At 63.8% G+C, this 20,254-nt stretch carries 13 protein-coding genes, 1 tRNA gene and 1 pseudogene; 2 read left to right on the top strand and 13 right to left on the bottom strand.

Annotated elements, in window-relative coordinates; translation table 11 throughout:
* Positions 1–67: 67 nt before the first annotated feature.
* Positions 68–1,045 (top strand): annotated as a pseudogene (locus AC15MQ_RS14050) (IS4 family transposase); the annotation flags it as partial.
* A 32-nt stretch (positions 1,046–1,077) separates the two neighbouring features.
* Here AC15MQ_RS14050 and AC15MQ_RS14045 read toward each other — a convergent pair.
* The 6 genes from AC15MQ_RS14045 to AC15MQ_RS14020 form a co-directional block, all read right to left on the bottom strand.
* A complete protein-coding gene (locus AC15MQ_RS14045; RefSeq protein ID WP_483080433.1) occupies positions 1,078–3,162 on the bottom strand; it encodes a recombinase family protein in 2,085 nt (694 codons plus the stop codon).
* Between the two features lie 335 nt (positions 3,163–3,497).
* Complete coding sequence (locus AC15MQ_RS14040; RefSeq protein WP_483080432.1) at positions 3,498–4,499, bottom strand: IS630 family transposase; 1,002 nt, start codon at positions 4,497–4,499, stop codon at positions 3,498–3,500.
* A 111-nt stretch (positions 4,500–4,610) separates the two neighbouring features.
* Complete coding sequence (locus AC15MQ_RS14035; RefSeq protein WP_483080431.1) at positions 4,611–6,212, bottom strand: sensor domain-containing diguanylate cyclase; 1,602 nt, start codon at positions 6,210–6,212, stop codon at positions 4,611–4,613.
* A 75-nt stretch (positions 6,213–6,287) separates the two neighbouring features.
* A tRNA-Gly gene (locus AC15MQ_RS14030) sits at positions 6,288–6,361 on the bottom strand.
* A gap of 123 nt (positions 6,362–6,484) precedes the next feature.
* Positions 6,485–7,156, bottom strand: a complete 672-nt coding sequence (gene trmB / locus AC15MQ_RS14025; protein WP_287669824.1) for a tRNA (guanine(46)-N(7))-methyltransferase TrmB — start codon at positions 7,154–7,156, stop codon at positions 6,485–6,487.
* A 10-nt stretch (positions 7,157–7,166) separates the two neighbouring features.
* On the bottom strand, positions 7,167–8,150 hold the full coding sequence (locus tag AC15MQ_RS14020; protein WP_287652737.1) for a tRNA dihydrouridine synthase: 984 nt from the start codon (positions 8,148–8,150) through the stop codon (positions 7,167–7,169).
* 220 nt (positions 8,151–8,370) lie between these two features.
* On the opposite strand from AC15MQ_RS14020, the gene AC15MQ_RS14015 reads away from it, so the two are divergent.
* Complete coding sequence (locus tag AC15MQ_RS14015; RefSeq protein WP_287652736.1) at positions 8,371–9,894, top strand: GGDEF domain-containing protein; 1,524 nt, start codon at positions 8,371–8,373, stop codon at positions 9,892–9,894.
* 44 nt (positions 9,895–9,938) lie between these two features.
* Here AC15MQ_RS14015 and AC15MQ_RS14010 read toward each other — a convergent pair whose 3' ends face one another.
* The 7 genes from AC15MQ_RS14010 to AC15MQ_RS13980 all read right to left on the bottom strand — a co-directional run bounded on the left by AC15MQ_RS14010 (position 9,939) and on the right by AC15MQ_RS13980 (position 20,252).
* Positions 9,939–10,874 carry an RCC1 domain-containing protein gene (locus tag AC15MQ_RS14010; RefSeq protein ID WP_483080430.1) on the bottom strand — a complete coding sequence of 312 codons (936 nt, stop codon included), beginning with the start codon at positions 10,872–10,874 and terminating at the stop codon, positions 9,939–9,941.
* Between the two features lie 53 nt (positions 10,875–10,927).
* Positions 10,928–12,001 (bottom strand): M14 family metallopeptidase, encoded by a 1,074-nt coding sequence (locus AC15MQ_RS14005; RefSeq protein WP_353849979.1) that lies wholly within the window; start codon positions 11,999–12,001, stop codon positions 10,928–10,930.
* Positions 11,985–13,406 (bottom strand): glutamate-cysteine ligase family protein, encoded by a 1,422-nt coding sequence (locus AC15MQ_RS14000; protein WP_287652734.1) that lies wholly within the window; start codon positions 13,404–13,406, stop codon positions 11,985–11,987. Before AC15MQ_RS14000 ends, AC15MQ_RS14005 begins: the two co-directional genes overlap by 17 nt.
* A gap of 151 nt (positions 13,407–13,557) precedes the next feature.
* A complete protein-coding gene (locus AC15MQ_RS13995) occupies positions 13,558–15,525 on the bottom strand; it encodes a CHASE2 domain-containing protein (protein WP_483080429.1) in 1,968 nt (655 codons plus the stop codon).
* A 29-nt stretch (positions 15,526–15,554) separates the two neighbouring features.
* Positions 15,555–17,204, bottom strand: coding sequence for a FecR family protein (locus tag AC15MQ_RS13990; protein WP_483080428.1), 1,650 nt, complete (start codon positions 17,202–17,204; stop codon positions 15,555–15,557).
* The gene (locus tag AC15MQ_RS13985; protein ID WP_483080427.1) at positions 17,201–17,899 is read right to left on the bottom strand and encodes a response regulator transcription factor; all 699 of its coding nucleotides are present in this window, start codon (positions 17,897–17,899) and stop codon (positions 17,201–17,203) included. The genes AC15MQ_RS13990 and AC15MQ_RS13985 overlap by 4 nt, the downstream gene beginning before the upstream one ends.
* A gap of 196 nt (positions 17,900–18,095) precedes the next feature.
* Positions 18,096–20,252 (bottom strand): xanthine dehydrogenase family protein molybdopterin-binding subunit, encoded by a 2,157-nt coding sequence (locus AC15MQ_RS13980; RefSeq protein WP_483080426.1) that lies wholly within the window; start codon positions 20,250–20,252, stop codon positions 18,096–18,098.
* Between the last annotated feature and the right edge of the window lie 2 nt (positions 20,253–20,254).

The raw sequence follows: 20,254 nt of genomic DNA, 5'->3' as shown, positions 1-20,254 counted from the left end.
TGATTGCGCAACCGTTTTCGATCTCGCGCGCAGCCATCTGTGCGGGATGCTGTATGGTGTGCGCCCTTTGAGTGGGGCGATGTGCATGGACAAGTGGGCTGCAGAAGAATTTGGCGGAGCAGAACTTGGAGACGGTCGTCTGACCAATCGACTGATCAAGATCGCGAGCGATTTTGCCGACAAACCCACGGCGAGTATCCCGGGCGCCTGTTCGGGCTGGGCCGAAACGCAGGCGGTCTACCGCTTTTTCGATCAGGCCAGCGAGAAGAAGCAGGATCTCGGATGGGAAGACATCCTGACACCGCACATGGACCGCACCATCGTCCGAATGCGCCAGCATCCTGTGGTCCTGTGTCTGCAGGACACCACCGAACTTGACTTCAATGGCCAGTCCATCGAGGGACTGGGGCCACTCAGTTACGAGGCTCAGCGCGGCTTGTATCTGCATCCCACCTATGTCGTGACCCCGGACCGGGAACCGCTGGGGGTCATTGACGCCTGGCTCTGGGCACGGGAATTCAAGGATGCAGACGGAAACCGTCCGGGAATTCTCGAGAGCACCCGCTGGATAGAAGGCTACGAACGGGTGACCGAAGCCGCCGTCACGATGCCCGGCACCCGTCTTGTCTACGTGGCCGACCGGGAAGCCGATATTCTTGGGCTGATGCAACGGGCGCAGGCTCTGGAAACGCCGGCCGATTGGCTGGTCCGTTCCCAACACAATCGCTGTCTTCCTGCGGGCGGCAAACTGTGGGCAAAAGTCCGCGCGGGCGAAGCGCTGGGCGAGATCGAATTCCTCCTGCCCGCGCGTGGCGGGCAAGCCGCCCGTCTCGTGCGCCAGAGGCTCTTTGCCTGTCGCGCCGAGTTGCCCAACGGCCAAGGCGGACTGCTCACCGTGACCTGCGTGATTGCTCAGGAAATCGGGGCACCCAAAGGCGTCAAGCCCATCGAATGGCGCTTGGCTACCAATCGCGAGGCCGACGGCTTCGAAGCTGTTGTGACGTTGATCGACTGGTATCGCGCGCGGTGGGAAATCGACATTTACCAGACATACAACCTCCATAAGAGTGAAGTTCATCATGACTTTGAACTCGCTCGCAGCGCGCCTAGCCTGGCCAGTTCTGCTTCGTCGGCCTGAATGAGCCAGAGGGGATGGTCGGCATGAATCACCTGCCGGCCTTGCAGTAGACCTCGGCGTAGCCAGCTATACAGCGTTGGCTGAGGGACATTCAGACGGCGGGCAAGTTCATTCAGCGTCAATTCTTCCTGCGCCTCTTCGATCATGCCCGCGTAAGCGGACTGGCGGCTGCGCAGACCCTGGCGCAAGAGCAACGTGAGCACCATGGGCGCGTTGAAGGTGTCGCAGCGCTTGGCCGGGCGCCAATCTTCGGCGTTCAGCCGACGGGCAATGGCGGCGGCATTTTCACCCTGGGCGTGCAACTCGGCCACGCGCGCCATCAACTGCGGGTAATAGCTCAGTTGGTCGAGACGGGCCACCGGCCGGGTGAGGGTCGCCTGCGTGTCGTGGCCGCCGATCCAATGCACCTGGACATCGACCTGTTCGCTCTCGCCCTGGACGGTGACCACTACCCGCGTCACGAGTTGCCGAATGATGGCCTGCCGATCGGCAGCCATCGTCGTGGGCGCGTGCCACAGGGCGGGAATGTCGCAGGCGAGTCGGCGGATGGCCTCACGTTCGGCCGCGCTGAGCGTGGCCGGTTGTTCGGCGGCAAAGCGCGCATACTCGGCCTGCAGTTCGCCTTCGACGGTCAGTGCGGCTTCCCACTGCTGCTCCAGGGTGCGGGCCACCAAACGGTTCTCGGGTTCGACTGCATTGAACTGCCGGTATGCCCGCTCGGCCTGGTAATGGGCACGTTCCAGGCGCTGCTGCCAGTGCCGGTGCAATTGTTGCCGCTCGCTCTCGAGATCTTCGAGCGCCTTCAGGCTGATCTCCAGCGCGGCCGGTTGCAGGGCTGCCAGGACCTGCTCAGTGATGAAGTCATCGAGCGCCTGGCCAGCCAGCGATTGGCAAAGGGCCTGGCCGTAGCTGGCCGCCATCGTATCGCAGGCGTAGCGCAGCCCGGTGCCACTGCTGTTATAGCGGGTCATCATGCGATGTCCGCATCGCCCGCACACGAGCAGCCCCGAGAGGAGCGAAGGGCCATGCCGGATGGCGCCCTGAGCTTTGATGCCATTGGCTTCCAGCTGACGCAGGTGGCGCTCGTATTGTTCCCAGCTGATGTAGGCCGGCAGGTGATCCTTGAGCAGGACGGCCCATTGCTCCCGTGGCGCCACCCGCCGGCCCGTCGCCGGCCGTCCGGGTTGCTTGCGCCGGATATCCGTTGGCCGACGACCATAGGCGTAGGCGCCGGCGTAGAGCGGGTTGTGCAGCAGATTCGAGAGCGTCACCCGGTTCGGCGCATGCCATTCCAGCTCGCCTCGATTCACCCCGGTACGCACGCGACAGGGAAGCTGGATCTGGTGGCGGACCAGATACTGGAGCATCCCGTTGAGAGTGCCGCAACGCTCGAATTGATCGAAGATCAGCCCGATCACCGTCTGCGCCTGCTCATCGGGATCCTTGATCACTTCACCCGACGGCCGGCGCACATAGCCGATCGGCACCTGCATTCCGAGTTCACCCCGGGTGGCCTTGGCGCGCTTGCCGGCCAGCAGGCGCTGCTTCAACACGTGCAACTCCGCTTCCGACATCGTCCCCTTCAAGCCCAGTAGCAGTCGGTCGTTGTAATCGCTCGGATCATAAATGCCATCCAGATCGCCGATCAAGGTCCCGAACAGTCCGCAGACTTCCAGCAGTTGATACCAGTCCCGGCATGAGCGCGCCAGGCGGGACATCTCGAGGCCCAGCACAATGCCGACATGGTTGAGGCTGACCTCGCTCACCAGTCGCTGAAAGCCTACCCGACCTTCCGCAGTGGCCCCCGATTTGCCCTGATCATCGTCAATCACTTCGACTCGCGAGCGCGGCCAGCCCAGTTCCACTGCCCGCTCTACCAGTCCGTACTGCAAGCGGGTCGACTCCTGATGTCGAACCAGTTGCTGCAAGGTGGACTGGCGAACGTACACCACCGCGAGACGGTCCCGATGATCGTTCCGGATCTTCTCGCTCAGCAACGGCCACATGGCGCTCTTGCTGTCCATCACTTTGGGCTTCCGTACCGTGGACTGAAGGCCACTGGCGTAGCACCAAGGAACTCAGCAGACGGATCATACGGCGCCGATCTGCAGGCATCATCAGTCCCTACAGCATTTCGAGTCGGGATTTCAGGGCGAGTTCGCCTCTCCAGCCACCGCACCAATCCCAATAGAGCGGCTCGACTTAATTTCGGCGCCGCACTCGTTCCATCCACATTTATAGCGGCATCCGTGATGGTATATAGAGATTTTCTTCCATGTCCTGAAGAATGGTTGTCGGGTGGAAGCCCTGCAACTGGGACATATCGACAAGATCGAGCTGGCCTTGGCGGTTTAAGCGCCTAGCAAAAAGTCATTCGATAATGAGAGCCGAAACCGTCCAGAATTTTGTCGACGTCAGCCTCAAGCCCGGCAGAGTTCCGTGCTTTGAAGGCCATCCACTCGTACTTCATTTTGTGCCAGAGCTTCTCGATGCGGTTCAGTTCCGGACTGTAGGGTGGCAGGAAGTAAAGCGTGAGGCCCTTCTCTTTCAGCAGGGCCAACAGGGGCTGGATTTCCTTCGCTTTGTGGATGGAAGCATTGTCCAGAATCACCGTCAGGGGTCTGCCGACGCTTTCCAGGAGGAGACCGAGGAAGCCGCCAAAAAGAGCTGCGGTCGTTGTCTCCCAGAACTTGGCCGTGAACAATTCACCCGTCGAGATCAACGCGGCCATCACATTCAGACGCTTTCCCCGCGCGGCCGTGATGAGGTGCACCTCTCCTGTCTCGGTCCAGGCGCTCCGATTGGGCTGGGTCTGCACAAAGCCGGCTTCATCCATATACGATAAAGTGAGTTCGCCAAGCTTTGTTTTTTCAAGCAATTCATCTATTTCTACCTGGGCTGCTCGAAATTTCGCCTCATCCCGTTTTTTTAGACTGTGCCGGGTCCTTTTCCAGACATAGTTCTTCTCTTTCAAGGCCGCCTGAACCACTCCCACCGACACCTGTACGCCATGTTCCTCTGACAGGCGGTCCCTCAACTGGGGGGCCGTACAGGCATCAGCCGTCGCCCAGGCGCAGAGTACCTGCTGATACGTTTCCGATAGTTTGCGAGGGGCACCACTGCGCGGCAGGTCGCGCAGCCCGATGAACCCCCTGGCCAGCCAGGCATCCCTGTGGTTGGCTACGGTTTCCTTGTGGAGCTTCTGCTGTTTCGCCACTCCGTCAAGGGACCCTCCTTCAGCCAGGAGAAGTACGGTCCGGGCTCGCCGGCGTTCGCGCCAGTCACTGCCTCGCTCCTCTACCTGCGTCAGTTGCTGGCGCTCTTGTGCTGTAAGGGTGAACTTTTTGGCTCTGCGGGACATGGCGAGGCATTCCGGAGGTTGGAGCGGACAGTATGCAGGCATACTGGCTTAACTCGAAAAATTTATCTGGAAGCGCTTACGCCGCTGATTCTCGGGTTCCTGGACAGCGTCTCAGCAACCGCGAACCGCATTGCGTCCGTCCGCCTTGGCTTGATAGAGTGCGGTGTCTGCCCGGCGTACCGCGACTTCTTCGTTCTTGTCCTGGTCCGTCGCCATGGCGACGCCGATGCTTACCGTCACCCGCTCTGCCACTGGGAAGGCATGCCTGGAAACCGTTTGTCTGACAGTCTCGGCAAGACGCAATGCGCCTTCGGCATTCGTCTCCGGGAGGACGGCGAGGAATTCCTCCCCACCGTAGCGGGCGACGAAATCACTCTCCCGCAAGGTGTCCTTGAGCACGGTCGCCACATGTCGCAGCACCTGATCTCCAGTGTCGTGGCCATAGGTATCATTGATCGCCTTGAAGTAATCGATATCCATGAACAGGACGACATAAAGATGGCCCGATCGCTTCAAGCGCAGAAATTCCTGGCGCAGTCGCTCATTGGCAGAGTTACGGTTCTGCAGGCCGGTGAGTGCGTCCACCCGGGCAAGTTGTTCGAGTTCCTGATTGGCGGCCACCAAAGAGGTGGTACGTGCTGCCAACAGTTCCCCGGCCTGGCGGAGTGCGACAGCGACCTCGGCCGATTCCTCGATGGATACCTCGGGAACCGGCACCGACAGCCCTTTCCCCAAGGCGATCGCCGGCTCGGTCAGGGCGCGCACCGATCCGGCTATTCTCCGGCCCGCCAGCCATGCCAAAGCCAGCCCAACGACGAGCAAAATCGCCAAGCCTGCAGCTAGCCAGGTCATGGTGCGGATCAAATCCTTTTCCAGAATTTCTCGCGGAATGCCGATGCCGACGCTCCAACCGGTGACCGATGAACGGCTCCAGACCGACTGGGTCGGAATTCCTTCGCGGGTGACGGTTTGCATCGAGCCTTCCAGTGACTCGCTGATACGCTGGATATACTCGACCGTTCCCTTCTGGCCGACGAACGCTTCGGGCGCGTGCGTGCTGGCGGCGATGGTGCCGGTGTTGTCGAATATTGCCGAGACCCAACCCGGCGGAAAGTGTTGCGCGGCGAGAATGGCGTTGAAGTCATCCAGCGACACCCCAACGCTCAGGACATACCTTACCCGGTCGTTGTCCATCACCGGCACGTCAATGCTTATCACGGGCTTGCGCAGCACCCCGCCAATGTAGATTTCCGAAATCTCCGGCAGTCCGGTGGCGAAGACACGCCGGGGAATCTCCGGATTGCCGTGACGCGGCAGGGGTTCACCAAACTCCCGCAACGTGTTCACCAGTTGCTGGCCACTCTCGTTGGTCAGCACGAAATTCATACCCACCCGGGTCGTTGCGATGACCTCGCGTGCCCGTCGATGGAATCCTTCCAGATCATTCCGGGAAAGCGCAGCGGATGTGGAGAGGACCTGGCCCGTGATCCTGGCCTTGAACAATTGCGTGTCGACGGACTGAACCATCGCACGCGCCGTGGCTATCATGTCCCTTTCGAGTTGGGCACGGCCGTTCAGGTACTCACGCGCGAACAACACCGCGACACCGAGTATTCCCGGCAGCAGACAGGCGAGAATCAGCAACAACAGCACCGTGCCGATTCGCCAGCGGGAAGGGAGACCGTAGGCCCGAACGCTTTTCCTGCGTTTCAAGAGCTTATCCCGATCATGGGAAAGAACCCGAATCCCGGCATCCATCTGCGCGGAATCCGCTGATTTGAAACCAGATGGAGCGGGCGAAGGGAATCGAACCCTCGGCTCTAGCTTGGGAAGCTAGGGTATTGCCATTATACGACGCCCGCGCAGCCGACATTTTACGACGGTTTTGGCGGTCTTCACAACGACACTGTGTATAGCCCTTTGGCAAACCACAGGCTCTCGGCCCCGTTACGCTCCGGCCTGCAAGCCGAAAACTTGGCCTGCTCTCAAGCCAGATCGACGACCATACGAAAAAGCCGATGGCCGGAAGCCAGGTACTTGCGCTCGAAGGGCGTCATCGCGGCATCCGGCGCATACGATTCGGCAACTGCCGGGCGCTGCGTCATTCGCCGCACTGCGAAACAGAACTCCGCCAGGTAGATCGCCCAGTTGCTGCGGCACTCCAGCACCCCGCCCAGGTCGAGCAGGGACGGAAAGACCGGGTGCCCGTGCCAGCGGCGACTCACCTGGCTGGCCTTCGGCCAGGGGTTCGGGTAAAGCAGATAATGTCGATCGAGCCGGATGCCCGCCTCGCGCAGCAGACGCCAGTAGTCGACCATATCGGCGCGCACCAGATCGAGATTCGGCGGCCACTGCGCAGCGCTACGCCTGCCGCGCGCCAGGCGCGATGCCGACTGATCGACGCCGATCACGTAGTGGTCGGGGAAGTTCCTGGCCAAATACAGGCTGCTCTCCCCCACGCCACAGCCCGAATCGAGAATGACCGGTGATCCGGCAGCCGTGCGCTGCCAACGTTCGAGGCTGCCCGCAAACGCCGCACGATTGTAGTCGGCATAGGGCTTGCGGAAAGGTGCGCCGGCATGCCGGTCGAGCAGGGTCGCCAGATGCGGGTGGATGTCGCCCTGCACGCTCTCGGGAACGCGCGAGTTGCCGAACATCGAGCGCGGCTTAGCCAGCCGCCGGCACGACGGGAACGCCATGCCTCCGGAGTACGCGCGAGACTTCTTCGACCCCGCGCAGCGCACGCACGGCGATGAACAGCGCTTCGGCTTCGACAAAGTTGCGCCGCAGCGATCCCAGCCACAATTTGAGGCGACCCGGCGCCTGTCGCGGCGAAACCTTGCCACAGACCTGTTGCCAGTAAGACGCCAGCAAGGGCTGCAACAGCAACCAATCCAGCGAGCGATCACTGTCGATCGCCTGACCCGCCGCCAGCGCGCGAATACGCCGTGCAAGAAACGGATCGGCGACCGCCCCGCGCCCGAGCATCACATCCGGAGTGCCACTGACCGCGCAGCAACGGGCATGGTCCGCCGTCGTCCAGACTTCACCGTTGGCAGTCACCGGTTGCTGCACGACATCCTTGATGCGCGCCACCCATTCCCAGTGAGCCGGCGGCCGGTAGCCTTCGTCCCGAGTACGCGCATGCACGACCAGCGACACGATTCCTCCGGCGGCCAGAGCCCGCGCACAGTCGAGGGTCCTCGCCGTGTCGCGCACGCCGAGTCGCATCTTGGCGGTGAATGGGATTACGGTGGGCACCACGCGCCGTACCGCAGCGACGATACGGAACAGTTGCTCCGGATCGGCGAGCAACGTCGCACCACCGCCGTGGCGATTCACCGTCGGCGCCGGGCACCCGAAGTTCAGGTCGATCCCGGCCGGAGAGAGTTCGACCAACTGCGCCGCATTGTCGGCCAGACAGGCCGGGTCACTGCCGAGAAGCTGGACGACCACCGGTGTGCCGGCGTCGGTGCGGCTGCCGCGGCCGAGTTCGGGGCAGATTCGGCGAAAGCTTCGTACCGGCAGCACGCTGCCCGAAACACGCAGAAACTCGCTCACCGCCAGATCGTAGGCGCCCAGACGCGTCAACACGTCGCGCAAGACGTCATCGACCAGCCCCTCCATCGGTGCCAACAGCAGTCTGCCCATGTTCAACCCGAATCTTTCGCCCTATTCTACCGGAGCAGGCCGGCTCAAATCCCGCGGCCTTGAGTCCTGCCGGGCGCCGGGCTGTAGATTTACCACACGGCACGCTCCCATGGCAGTACACTGATGTCGCCTCGACTGCAAGAATGGAGTCAGTGATGAGTCCGGCGCGGCCTTCTCCAACGTGAGGATAAACGTTTTCCTGACTCTCAATGCTGCTCCGATGATCGAAACCAGCAACCCCACCGACATTGCCCGCGAAGCGCTCAAGCAACTGACGCTTCGCAAACTGTCGCCCACTCCGGCAAACTACCAGGCCTGCTACAACGAAGTCGCCAAGCTGCCCAATGTGGCGGGCTTCCCGGAAGCACAGTTGCGTCAGATCGCAATGGCGCTGCGGGTCAATTACCCGGCTCTGACGCAGCATCTGGAGCGCTTTGAAACCGCCATCGGCAACCGCAGTTGGCTGGCTGTCCAGGAGACTTTGCTCGTTCTAGCCAGCACGGCCAACGGCACTTCTGCGGCGAAGGCTCAACCCGATAACAAGGCCAGCGAACTGACCACCGAGCTGCTGGCCAGGATCCGGCGCCTGATCGAGGATCTGCTGCCTGCGCTGGGCAGCGAAGACGAGTGGTTGTTCGGCCAGGCGCGTACGCTGCTGCAAACGTTGCAGGGCCCGGCAGTGGACATCCAGGCGCTGCTGGGCCTGCTCACCGGTTTCAGCCAAAGGGCCTCGCTGGCCGCCGAAGAGCAGGTGGAAATCAAGGAACTGCTGCTCAAGCTGCTGCATCTGATCATCGAAAACATCGGCGAACTGACCCTGGACCAGCAATGCATCCAGGGGCAGATCGACTCGCTGGTCCGGGCGGTGGCCCCGCCTCTGAGTTTGCGTCGACTGGACGACGCCGAGCGACGCCTGCAGGAGGTCATCGACAGGCAGCACGACGCGAAGACCCGCACCCTGGAAGCCCAGGAAGCAATGCGCCAAATGCTGTCAGCATTCATTGATCAACTGACAGCGATGAATCACTCCAGCACCGACTTCCAGAACAACCTCGAACAGAGCGCCAGCGAGATTTCCGAAGTGCACACGCTCGAAGACCTGACGCCACTGCTGCAACGGGTGATCGATGCCACCCGCGCAATGGCCCAGGACACCGCGTCCGCCCGTGATCAACTGGAAGAACTCCAGGAAAAGGTCCTCACCACTGACGCCGAACTCGCCAAGCTGCACGAGGAACTGCACCACGCGAGCGCTTCTGCCCGCCACGACCCCTTGACCGACGCGCTGAACCGCAGGGGGCTAGCCGAAGCGCTGGCGCGCGAAATCGCCAGCATGCAACGCAAGGATTCCCCCCTGTGCATTTCCCTGCTCGACGTCGACAATTTCAAGAAGATCAACGACCGGCTGGGCCACGCAACGGGCGACGAGGCGCTTGTCCACCTGGTCAATGTCGTCCGCCACTACATGCGTCCGATCGACACCCTGGCACGCTACGGTGGCGAGGAATTCGTCATACTGATGCCGGATACCCGCCAGCAAGAGGGCATCGAGACGATGAAGCGCCTGCAGCGAGAACTCACCAAGAACTTCTTCCTGACCGGCAATGAAAGGATCCTGATTACCTTCAGCGCCGGGGTCACCCAGTTGACGTCGGACGAGTCTGGCGAAGATGCCATCGGACGGGCGGATCAGGCCATGTACCTGGCCAAACGAACCGGAAAGAACCGCGTCCTGGGCGGCTAGGATTTGCCGATGCAGGTCTCACCGCCTGCGCCCCAGACCCCCGGTCAGCGATCGAGAACGATCTGGCGAGGCCCGCGGCCACCATCCCAGGCCCAAAGCTTGCCGTCGGCAGAGAGTGCCATCGTCGAGCCATTGCCCGCCGCTACGGTGACGACCTGTTCGGCGATCTTCGTCGGCTCGACGGCGAAACCGCTACCCCAGGCCCACAAGGTGCCGTCCTCGCGAATCGCCACCGAATGCGCGGCGCCGGTGGCAACCCCCTTGGCGCCGGTGAAGATGCGGCCCCAACTGGTCGCCTTGTCACCCAGTCCATGCCTTGACAGCGGGCCATTGACGTTGCCGCCGGTCCCGAACACTTCGCCGCTGCTCGCCAGGTACAGCGCGTGACCGGTATGCGCCCTGACGGCAACAACCTGCGACGCGGTCTTGACGAACTCGCCGGCCGCCAGCAGACGACCATCGCCATACTGACCCCGATTGGCCAGGCCGCGCACATAGAGTTCGCCAGCCTGTGTAATGTAGTAGTCGGTTCCGTCGCCGACCGCGGCGGCGATCACTCTTTCGGCAATCTTGCGCGGCGGCTCCCTGCCGCTGCCCTGCCATAGGCTGCGGGTCCGGTTGATCGCCAGCCAACCCGAATTGCCGGCGGCGAAGCTGAGCACGTCGCGCATCAGCAGGGTGGCGCTGGCCGGCGATGCCGTCCAGGTCAGCAGGCTGCCGTCCCGGCGCAGGGCATAGTAGGCGTCCTTGCTCACTCCCACCTGAAGCACGTCGGAAATCATCGGCGTCGGCCGATCGCTGCCGATCCAGCCATAGGCGATACCACCCCTGATCGCCATCTGCCGGTCGTAGTAGGCCGCCAGTTGATCGCCGGAACTGTCCGCCAGAACTGCCGAGCCTGGCAGGAAGGCCGCCAGGATCACGACCAGGATCGCCCGCCAGGACCTGGCCGTGCGAAGTACACCGCACCTCCTGGTCAAAGTAAGCTGCCTATCCTCTCCACCATCACTAGGCACCGCGTTCTCCTCACTTGCTACAGGCTTGCGCACAATTCCCTGGCGGCTTTTTCGTGCCGCGGCAAGGGCAATCGCTCCATCAGGTAGCACAGGCAGTCCTGGCGCACCACGCGCGCATCGAGAGTCAGCATCGCCGGCGTTGCCGCGCGCCGCAGGCGGATGGTACCCCCGCCGCAGGCAAAGAACTCGTGCGCTATGTCACACCCGCTTTCATCGCGGACGTCGATCGGCAGTTCCAGTTGCGTCCGTCCGAATACCGTGCCGGGATCGAGTTGCCGGAAGTTCATGTGGTCGAGCTGCGGATCGAAATCGACGTCTGCGCGCGCATCGCCAAAGCCGAACGAGACCGCGGTCGGTACGCGCACCGTCGCTACCGTATGGTAGAGGTCGATGTCGTCGCCACGCACAGCGTGTACGGGGAACGTTGCCAGATGCAGACAGGCCTCGATGAAACGCGCCGCGTGCTCCTCGTTGGTCGATTTTCCGGGCTTGCCGCATTCCACGGTCAGAGAAGGGCAAAACGGCGAAAACGCCGTCGTCTGCGTGCCCGCCAGGCCGCGAAACCAGACGACGGTGCGGGAAAACAGGAGCGCCAGGTGCAACACGGCCTGATCAAGACGATTCACCACGCAGTAATGCGGATTGATGCCGGTGTTGTTGTGCACGTCGATGCTGGCAAAGACACCGCGCGCCTGCATCATGCGATGCACCTCGCCCATCGCGGCACATTCCCGCGAACCGGCGTACGCCTCGCCACCCGGCCAGACCCGGTTGTAGTCGGGCTGATTGTCAAGACGGCGCAGCCCCTCTGCCGCCGCTGCTACATTGCCGACCAGGATCGACAGGGCTCGCGGCAGCGGGCGACCGGCGTATGTCCGCAACACGCTCTGCAGGGCCACCACGCCGCTGTCTTCGTTGCCGTGCAGCAGCACCGAGACGAACAGCGGCGGCTGGCGACGTCCAGGCAGGTGAATCAGCGTCGGACCGGGCAGCAGGCGATGGAGTTCGCGGGCAGGGGTATCGAGAAAGTGTGCCGGCAGGGTGTCGAGTACGGTCAGCATGAAGGGAAAACGCTCATAAGGTCCACTCATGCACGGGCACGAGACGGCGCTGATGCTCAAGATAGTCGGCGGTGAGCCGGAAGAAGTCGCGGTGTTTCGCGTAGTGCGCCAGTTGCCAGGCCGCCCCGTTCTGACGGCTACGCAAACGTCCGGCGATCACCTGCAGGTACCGCGCGACGTCGGCAGCGTCGAGTTCGAGCCGCATCAAGCCTTCGCGCGCCAGCGGCAACAACTGGCGTTCAAGCAGGTCGACGGCGCTTACCTCCCGACCGTCGAACCAGACCAGGCGCGCACCGAGACCCGCCCGCGCGGCGCGGTAGAAATTCTCGCGCGCGACCGCGAAGGGCAACTGCGACTCCGGCGCCACCTGCTGCCGGGCCAGCATGCACACCGCGCCGTAATAAAACGCCGCATTGGCGATCATGTCGACGATGCTGGGTCCGGCGGGCATCACCCGCTGCTCGACGCGCAAGTGCGGCTGATCCTTGTCGTCGAAGCCGATCAGCATGCGATTCCAGCGCCAGATGGTTCCGTTGTGCAGGCGCAGATGGGCGTAGGACTGTATCGGGCTGGGCACGGCAAAGGGCAGCAACACCGTATAGGACGACAGGTTCTCGGCAAAACAGGCGGTCGGGTCGGCATCCAGGTAACCCGACCCAAAAGTGACGCGCAGGTGCTCGGGATGCTCCGGATCACAGCAATCGACGGCCTGTTCGAAGAGCGGGATGCGCGTCTCGTGCCAGAGCGCCCGTTCGAACAGGAAAGGTGAATTGGCAGCCAGCGCGACCAGCGGGGCAGCCAGCAGCAGCGAGGCATTGTAGGTGCGCGCCGCCTCGCCGGCGGGGGTCTGCAAATGGACCTGAAAGGACGTTGTCGCCGCCTCCAGCATCACGTCGGCATGCGTCGTGCACAAGCTGTCGATACCGGAGATATCCAGAGTCAGGGGCCGACCGCCACGCAGCACCAGAATCTGCTCGTTGAGCATGGCGTAACGCTTCGACGGAGACATGCTGGCCAATGAGAGATCGGTCTCGCGGACTGTCGGCAGCGTGCCGATGGCGATCAACGCCGACTCTTCGTCACGCGCGACACGCAGGCACTGCTGCCAGGTCGCGGTCAGTTCGCTTTCGAGCCTCGACAGCGCCCGGTCCCGCAAGGGTTGCGGGGTGCCATTGAGTTCGACGTTGAAACGCGATAGTTCGGGCACCACCAGCGGACTGGCCAGGCGCTCCAGGAACGACACATTGCGCGGTACCGGCGACAACTGGTCGTCGATCAGCCAGGCCTCAAGCTCGAAGCCGGCGACCAGTCCGGCGTCGGCGAAGTCCCCGCGCGCGTAAGCCGCGTGGGCATGCCGCGTCTCGAGCGCCAGCCGCTGGTGGAAACGTGCGAAGTCGTCCGCCGTGAAGCCGCTGCTGCCAATCTCCCTTCCCATCGGCCATTTCCCTCTGTGTGCTGCATGGACACCGCTTCACCGGCACAGTGCCCTTGCGCGCGACCATTATCGCCCATTGCCGCGGATCAGGCTCCAACACGACAGCTTAGCAAAAGAACGGGCAACACTGGCACCGATGTCACCCGCAGGCTCAGGGTGCACTGTGGTTGGCCGCGACGCCGGCGGCCGCCAGTCTCACCCAGAACCGGACCGTGCCGGCCGCACAGGTCACGCCGGCCTCCCCGCCGTGACGCTCGGCAACGGTGCGTACGAAATACAGCCCAAGGCCGGTGCCCGATGGATTTTCGGCCATTTGGTCGCCCCGGCTGAAGCGCTGAAAGAGCCTGTCGACCTGCTCGCCCGATAGCGGCGGCCCGGCATTGGCCACCCAGAAGGTGACTTCGCCGGCTGCCGGCAAATCGATCCCGATACTGACCTGCGTTCCCGTCGGCGCATAGGTCAGCGCGTTGTGCAAGAGGTTGATGGCGCAGCGTTCGAGTGACTGGAAGTCGCCGGTGATCCACACCGGTGCCTCCGGCAGTTGCCGCACGAGTGACACCTGCCGCTGCCTGGCCAGCGCGTACAGCTCGTCTGCCGCCTGTTCAAGTACCGCCGTCAGTTCGAGTTCCTTCATCTGACGGCGTTCCAGGGCCTCGGCGCGCGCCAGCCACAGGAAAGCCTGCGCCATGCCCAACGCCCGGCGCAACGATGGCAGCAGGTTTTCCGGAGCGCACCCGTCGGGACTTTCGAGCTGGCTGACCGCGCTGGCCAGGGGCGTGCGCAGATCGTGGGAGATAAATGCCAGCGCCTCGTTGCGCTGCGCTTCGAGAGCCTGCATGCTGCGCTGCGCCGCCTGTACCCAGGCAATCCGCTGCTCGAAATCCAGTCGTCGGATTTCGGCCGGGAAGGCTTGCGTCGCCTGACTTTCGGGAAGAATGGCCCGCAACTGCCGCAGCTCCTGGTCCAGGTGGCGACGCGCCGCTTCGAGTCTTCGCCAACTCCACAGCGGAAAGGCGAACAGGGCGGCGAACAGGGCACCCGCTGGTGCAAACCAGAGTTGGGCAACGCCGGGCAGCAGGGCACAGGCAGCGCCCAGGACGAGAACCCAGGCCGAGCTCGCCAGCAATCCGGGAAGCGGCATCAGGCGCCGCAGCCAGAGCATGGGAACACCGGCCAGCAGCGCCGCCAGCAGCAACGTCGGCGCCATCGGCAAAATGCTGATCAGACGCCCGTCACGCATGGAAATGAGAATGTTGGCCAGCACTTCGACGCCGGGCATCGGCTGCCCGAGGGCCGACACCGGTGTCGGCAGGAAATCGCCCAGGCCGATGGCGGTGGCCCCGACGAGAACGATCTTGTCGGCGAACACCGCCGATGCGATTTGTCCTTCGAGCAGGTTGACGTACGAAAGGCGCGGCACCGTGCCGGGTGGACCGACGAACTCGATGCGTCTACTCTGGTCGCGCAGCAGCTCATGCCTCGCCACCAGCGGCGTGACCGGCGCCGCAATAGCGTTGGCTTGTGCCGGCAACTGGCGAGCGACGCGCAAGGCCTCCTCGGCCAGCAAAGGCCAGGTCGCTGCTCCGACGCCCTCGCGCAGATCAACGGCTCGGGCGATGCCATCCTCGTCGAGACGCACCGCGGTCCGCCCGATGCCGACGGCAACCGCGGCCAGTCGCGGAATGGGTGGCGACTCGAGCAACTGCCCGCCGACGCGAGTCGCTTCAATGACCAGCGGCAGCACCACATTGCCGCAATCCGCCAGGGCCTTGGCAAGCACGGCGTCGGCCAGGGGATCGCTACTCGGTTCGCTGAACGCAATGTCCACGGCAATCGCGGCCGGCCTGCTCGCGCAGAGCGCCTGCAGCAGGCGGGCGTGCTGGTCGCGCGGCCACGGCCAGCGGCCGATCCGGTCGAGACTGTCTTCGTCGATGGCGATGATCAGCACATCGCCGGGCACTGCACGCCGGTTCAGGCGCTGCCCGACATCGAAAATCAGATGATCGATCCTGACCAGCAGACCACTGCCGCTGATCGACACGGCGATCAACGCCAGCAACAAGGCAACGCGCAGCGCTTCGCTGCGCAGGTAGCGGGTGACGGCCAGCGAACCGAACACGCGCAGCAGCCGATGCCGGACGCAGCGGCTTACAAGGCGACCACAGGCAGCAGCAACAACAACAGCCACAAGCGGCTATACGGAACCTCAGTCTTCTGCACCGCGAGCGGCCCGGGCGTGTTGTCGCTGCGATCGAGCAGGCGGATCCCGAGGTAATAGCTGCCGGCGTCCGGGCGTGGCAGAAGTAGCGCCCCGTCACTCGCTTGCGCCTGCGCCACCACCTCGCGCAATTCCGGGTCGGGCGACAGCAGCGCCTCGTATACCAGCCCTTCCGGCGCCGGCGGCAGGTTGAGGCGGAGGACCTCGGATTGAAACTCGACTGCCGCCCGCCCGAGATCCACCGGACCCGGGCCCGGCTTGTAGGTAAATTCGGCAGCGAGGCTCCACGGCCCCTGCTGCCCTTGCTCGTCAACGCTGGCTGCCCGCCAGTAGAGTTTGCCGGGCGGTAAATCGGCGGGCACTTCCCAAGAGTTCAGGGTCGTGCTCGCAACGTGCAGGGGCATGGCAAAGTCGGGCGCAGCCGCAACCTGCAGGCGATAGCCGCCGACGCCCTGCTGGCTGGTCCAGGCAAACGGCGGACGGGCGCTGCGGACGGTCGCCGAATCGCCGGGGCTGTTCAGGCCGGGCGGAAAGGGGCGGGCGAAGACAACGAAGCGGTGCAGGGCGTCGATCCCTTGCAGGCCGTTCAAGTCGATGGCCCGCAAACGCAACACATGCTCGCCGTTGGGCAGATCGGGAAAAGTCAGTGCGTCGCCTCGCCCGCTCCTGCTGAGCACGATGCGAGTAAACGACGGGTCGGGTGCGACCTCAGCGATCCATGCTGCCGCCCCCGGCAGGCGCGGCATCGGAAAACGCAACGGCAGGTACTCGAAACGTGTCGGCAAGGCGGACACATCCGGCGCACCCAGCAAGGGCACGGGCTTGATCGGCGATTCGCCGACGCGAGCGATCGTCCCACGTCCCCGAGGCACACTCACGCCCCGACCCGCACCACTGACGCCGACCAGCCCGAACAGGGTTTCTTCCCGGGTCACGTTGCTCTCGACACCAACGCGGAAGTGCGTACCGCGCACCACCACCTGCGCTGCCGGGGTCTGGATTTGCAGGTGCTGGTTGGCACGCCGCGCCGGATTGGCGGTGATGTCGCCCTGCCCTCGCTGCAGACGCAGGCGCGTGTCGACCATCAGTCCGCCGGCAAAAGCACCGAGGGCATCGAAGACGATCTGCGAATTGGCCGACAGCAGCAACCTGCTGCCATCCGCCAGGCGCAGCAAGGCGCTGGCGTTGTCCAGTGTTTCCAGCGTACTGCCCGCAGCCAGCCGCTGCCCCTCGGACGCCTCCTGCCAGTCGCCGGTTGCCGTGCGCCAACGCACCGCGCCGTTGCGGGTTTCCACCGTCACCGCCGCCGGTACCCGGCGCAGCATCGATGCCGGAATGCGCAACACCGTTCCCGGCAGCAACCGGTAGGGGTCATCGACCTGGTTGGCCTTCTGGACCGCCGGCCAATACCCGACATCGGTCAAGTGGCGCTCGGCAATGTTGATCAGCGTGTCGCCCGGCCTGACCGTATAGCGCCAGGCCGGCATGTTGTCACGACCGAGCGGTGGCGCGGCGGCAACCGGCAACGCAACGCTGAGGAGCACGACGAGCAGCAGCTTGTACAAGGCAATGACTTTCACGCAGGACTTCTTTCTCGCTCAAGGCGGTAACCGTGGCCGTAAATCGAGACCAGTCGCCAGCCGTATTCCGGATTCAGCCGCAACTTGCGCCGCAGGCTGCTGGCATGCACGTCGACGGTGCGCGTATCGACGTCCGGGGTCAGCGACCACACCACCTGGATCAGATGCTCCCGACCCAGCGCGCGACCGACATTCTGAAACAGGTACAGGGCCAGGTCGGTTTCGCGCTCGGTGAGCGCGACCAACTGCTCGTCGAGGACGATCTGCCGCCGGGCATGATCGACGCGCAGTCGGCCGAAATCCTGTCTGAGCGAGCCGCCAGCGACCCCTCGCTGGCGCCGCGTTACGGCTTCCAGACGAGCCAGCAGCAGCGCGCGCGACAGGGGCTTGACGATGTAGTCATCGGCACCGGCGTTGAGAACCGCGACCACATCCTCTTCGGCGTCGCGACCGGTCGTAAAGATCACCGCCGGCATGGCACGGCGCAGTTTGATCTGCAAGCGTGCAAGCACTTCCCGACCCGACAGGTCGGGCACGATCCAGTCGAAAAGGCAGACATCGAAACACCGGCTTTCGACGGCATGCGCGCATTCTGCGCCGCTGACAAAGCACTCGACGTCGTAGCCGGCGGCCCGCAACCAGCCACTGACGGTTGCCGCAACATCGCCGTCGTCTTCCAGATAAGCAATTCTCATGACCAGCAACCGGGCAGCCCGGCGTCGAATCACGAGCCGGCATGGAACAACATGGAAACCACACCTGAGCGCCACGCTGAACGCCTGGCGACGCCGCGGATTCTAACGCAGCGCGACCCTGGACGGAAAAGGGTTTTGGCTCGCGCGCGCCACTCCGGTCAAACCAGTCCGGCTGACGAGCCGGGCATTCGCGGTTTCAGACCGGAGCGCGCAGGTCGTGGTGCTTGAGTGGCAACGAGCGGATACGCTGGCCGGTCGCGGCGAACAGCGCGTTGCACACGGCCGGGGCCAGCGGCAGGATGGCCGGTTCGCCATGCCCACCCCAAAACCCGCCGCTCGGCACCAGCACCGTTTCCACCCGCGGCATCTCGGAAAGCCGCGGCAGCCGAAAGTCGTGGAAGTTTGATTCCACGATGCGGCCAGCCTTGACGTTGTTCTCCTGGTAAAGAATGCTGCCGAGGCCAAAGACGACGTTGCTCTCGGCCTGTGCGCGACAGGTATCCGGATTCACCACATGGCCAGAGTCAATGGCCACGACGATGCGCAGCACCCGGGGTTGCCCGCCCGGCCCTACCGAGACTTCGGCCACCATCGCCGTAAAGCTGCCGAAACCGTCGGCGACCGCGAGACCACGATGAACGCCTGCTGGCAGCGGGCTCCCCCAGGCCGCCGCCGTGGCCACTGCATCAAGTACCAGGCGGTTCTTGTCGCCGGGCTTCAACATCGCCAGACGATACTCCAACGCATCCCTGCCGACGGCGGTCGCCAACTCATCGATGAAGCTCTCGCGGTAAAAGGCATTCTGTTGCCCTGGCGCACGCCAGAAACCAACCGGGACATGACCATTGCGCATGGCATAGTCGACCTGCTGGTTCGGCACCGCATAGGGCATGTCGGTGAAAGAACGTACGGCCGTGAAGTCGATGCCGTCCTTGCTCAGCACCCCCGGCATCAGAACCTTGAGGATCGATGGGCAGGCGATCGTGGTGTGCATGGCGACGAGATTACCCTGCGCGTCCAGCCCGGCCCGCATGCGCACCATGCTGGCCGGGCGATAGAAACCATGCTGCATATCCTCGGCGCGCGACCACATCATCTTCACCGGAATGCCAGGCATCGCCCTGGCAATCGCCACGCCCTGTCTGACGAAATCCTGGGGTCCACCACGGCGGCCGAACCCGCCACCCAGCATCATCTTGTGTACTTCGACCTTTTCCAGCGGCAAGCCGGCAGCCTCTGCAGCGGCTGCCATGGACGCCTCACCGTTCTGCGTGGACGTCCACACCTCCAGAAAGCCCTCGGGTTTGAGCCACGCCGTACAGGTCTGTGGCTCCAGCGTGGCATGGTTGAGGTAAGGGGAGCGGTACTCCGCCTCGACCACCTTCGCCGCAGTAGCCATTGCCGCTGGCGCGTCTCCCAGTTTACGGGCCTGCGGCAGCTGCCGGTCAGCGAGGCCCTCGCGCAACATGGCTGCAATGGTCTCGTTGCTGGCATGGCCGTTGCCGCCCAGGTCCCATTCGACGGCGACCCGCCGCAATGCCTCGTCGGCACGCCACCAACTGTCGGCAACGACGGCAACGAAGCTTTCCTCACGCACAATCTTCCTGACGCCACGCATCTTCGCGGCGGCGCCGGCGTCCACGCTCAGAACCTTGCCGCCAAAAACCGGACATTGCGCGATCGACGCGTGCAGCATTCCGGGCAGCATCACATCGACGCCAAAGACGGGTTTGCCGAGCACCTTGTCCGGGATGTCGAGGCGCTGCACGGACTTTCCGGCAATCTTCCAGGCAGCGGGATCACGCAACGTCACTTCCTTCGGTGGCGTCAGCCTCGCCGCGTCGGCGGCCAGCTGCCCGTACCGCAACTTCCGGCCGCTGGGCGCGTGCGCGACGACCCCGTCCGCTGCCGTGCATTCCGCTACGGGCACCTGCCAGCGCGCCGCCGCAGCGGCGACCAGCATCTCGCGGGCACTCGCGCCTGCCCGGCGCACGTAGTCCTGTGACGAACGCACGCCCATGCTGCCGCCGGTGGACATCGAGCCCCACACGCGATCTCTCCTGATGTGCTCGTTGGGTGAGGCAAACTCGGCGCTGACCCTGGCCCAGTCGCAGTCGAGTTCTTCGGCGACCAGTTGCGCGAGCGCCGTAAAGGTGCCCTGCCCCATTTCCGAGCGCGCGATGCGAATGACGACGCGATCATCAGGATGGATCACAATCCAGGCGTTCACTTCACTGGCGGCGGCACCACCAGCCGCCGTCGAGGTGACGGGCAGACAGAACTCAAGGACCATGCCACCTCCCAACATGGCGGAAGCCTTGAGGAAATCGCGACGGGATACCAGCACGCTCATGG

Source organism: Candidatus Accumulibacter propinquus (assembly GCF_056856495.1).
This window is presented reverse-complemented; position numbering and strand designations above follow the sequence as displayed.

What these genes read in the sequence shown, in the direction of transcription:
- AC15MQ_RS14020 (WP_287652737.1), bottom strand. Translation starts at nt 8,150, where the DNA reads ATGGGCAGACTGCTGTTGGCACCGATGGAGGGGCTGGTCGATGACGTC.
- AC15MQ_RS14005 (WP_353849979.1), bottom strand. Translation starts at nt 12,001, where the DNA reads ATGAGTGGACCTTATGAGCGTTTTCCCTTCATGCTGACCGTACTCGAC.
- AC15MQ_RS13980 (WP_483080426.1), bottom strand. Translation starts at nt 20,252, where the DNA reads ATGAGCGTGCTGGTATCCCGTCGCGATTTCCTCAAGGCTTCCGCCATG.
- trmB (WP_287669824.1), bottom strand. Translation starts at nt 7,156, where the DNA reads ATGTTCGGCAACTCGCGCGTTCCCGAGAGCGTGCAGGGCGACATCCAC.
- AC15MQ_RS14045 (WP_483080433.1), bottom strand. Translation starts at nt 3,162, where the DNA reads ATGGACAGCAAGAGCGCCATGTGGCCGTTGCTGAGCGAGAAGATCCGG.
- AC15MQ_RS14015 (WP_287652736.1), top strand. Translation starts at nt 8,371, where the DNA reads ATGATCGAAACCAGCAACCCCACCGACATTGCCCGCGAAGCGCTCAAG.
- AC15MQ_RS13985 (WP_483080427.1), bottom strand. Translation starts at nt 17,899, where the DNA reads ATGAGAATTGCTTATCTGGAAGACGACGGCGATGTTGCGGCAACCGTC.
- AC15MQ_RS14040 (WP_483080432.1), bottom strand. Translation starts at nt 4,499, where the DNA reads ATGTCCCGCAGAGCCAAAAAGTTCACCCTTACAGCACAAGAGCGCCAG.
- AC15MQ_RS14000 (WP_287652734.1), bottom strand. Translation starts at nt 13,406, where the DNA reads ATGGGAAGGGAGATTGGCAGCAGCGGCTTCACGGCGGACGACTTCGCA.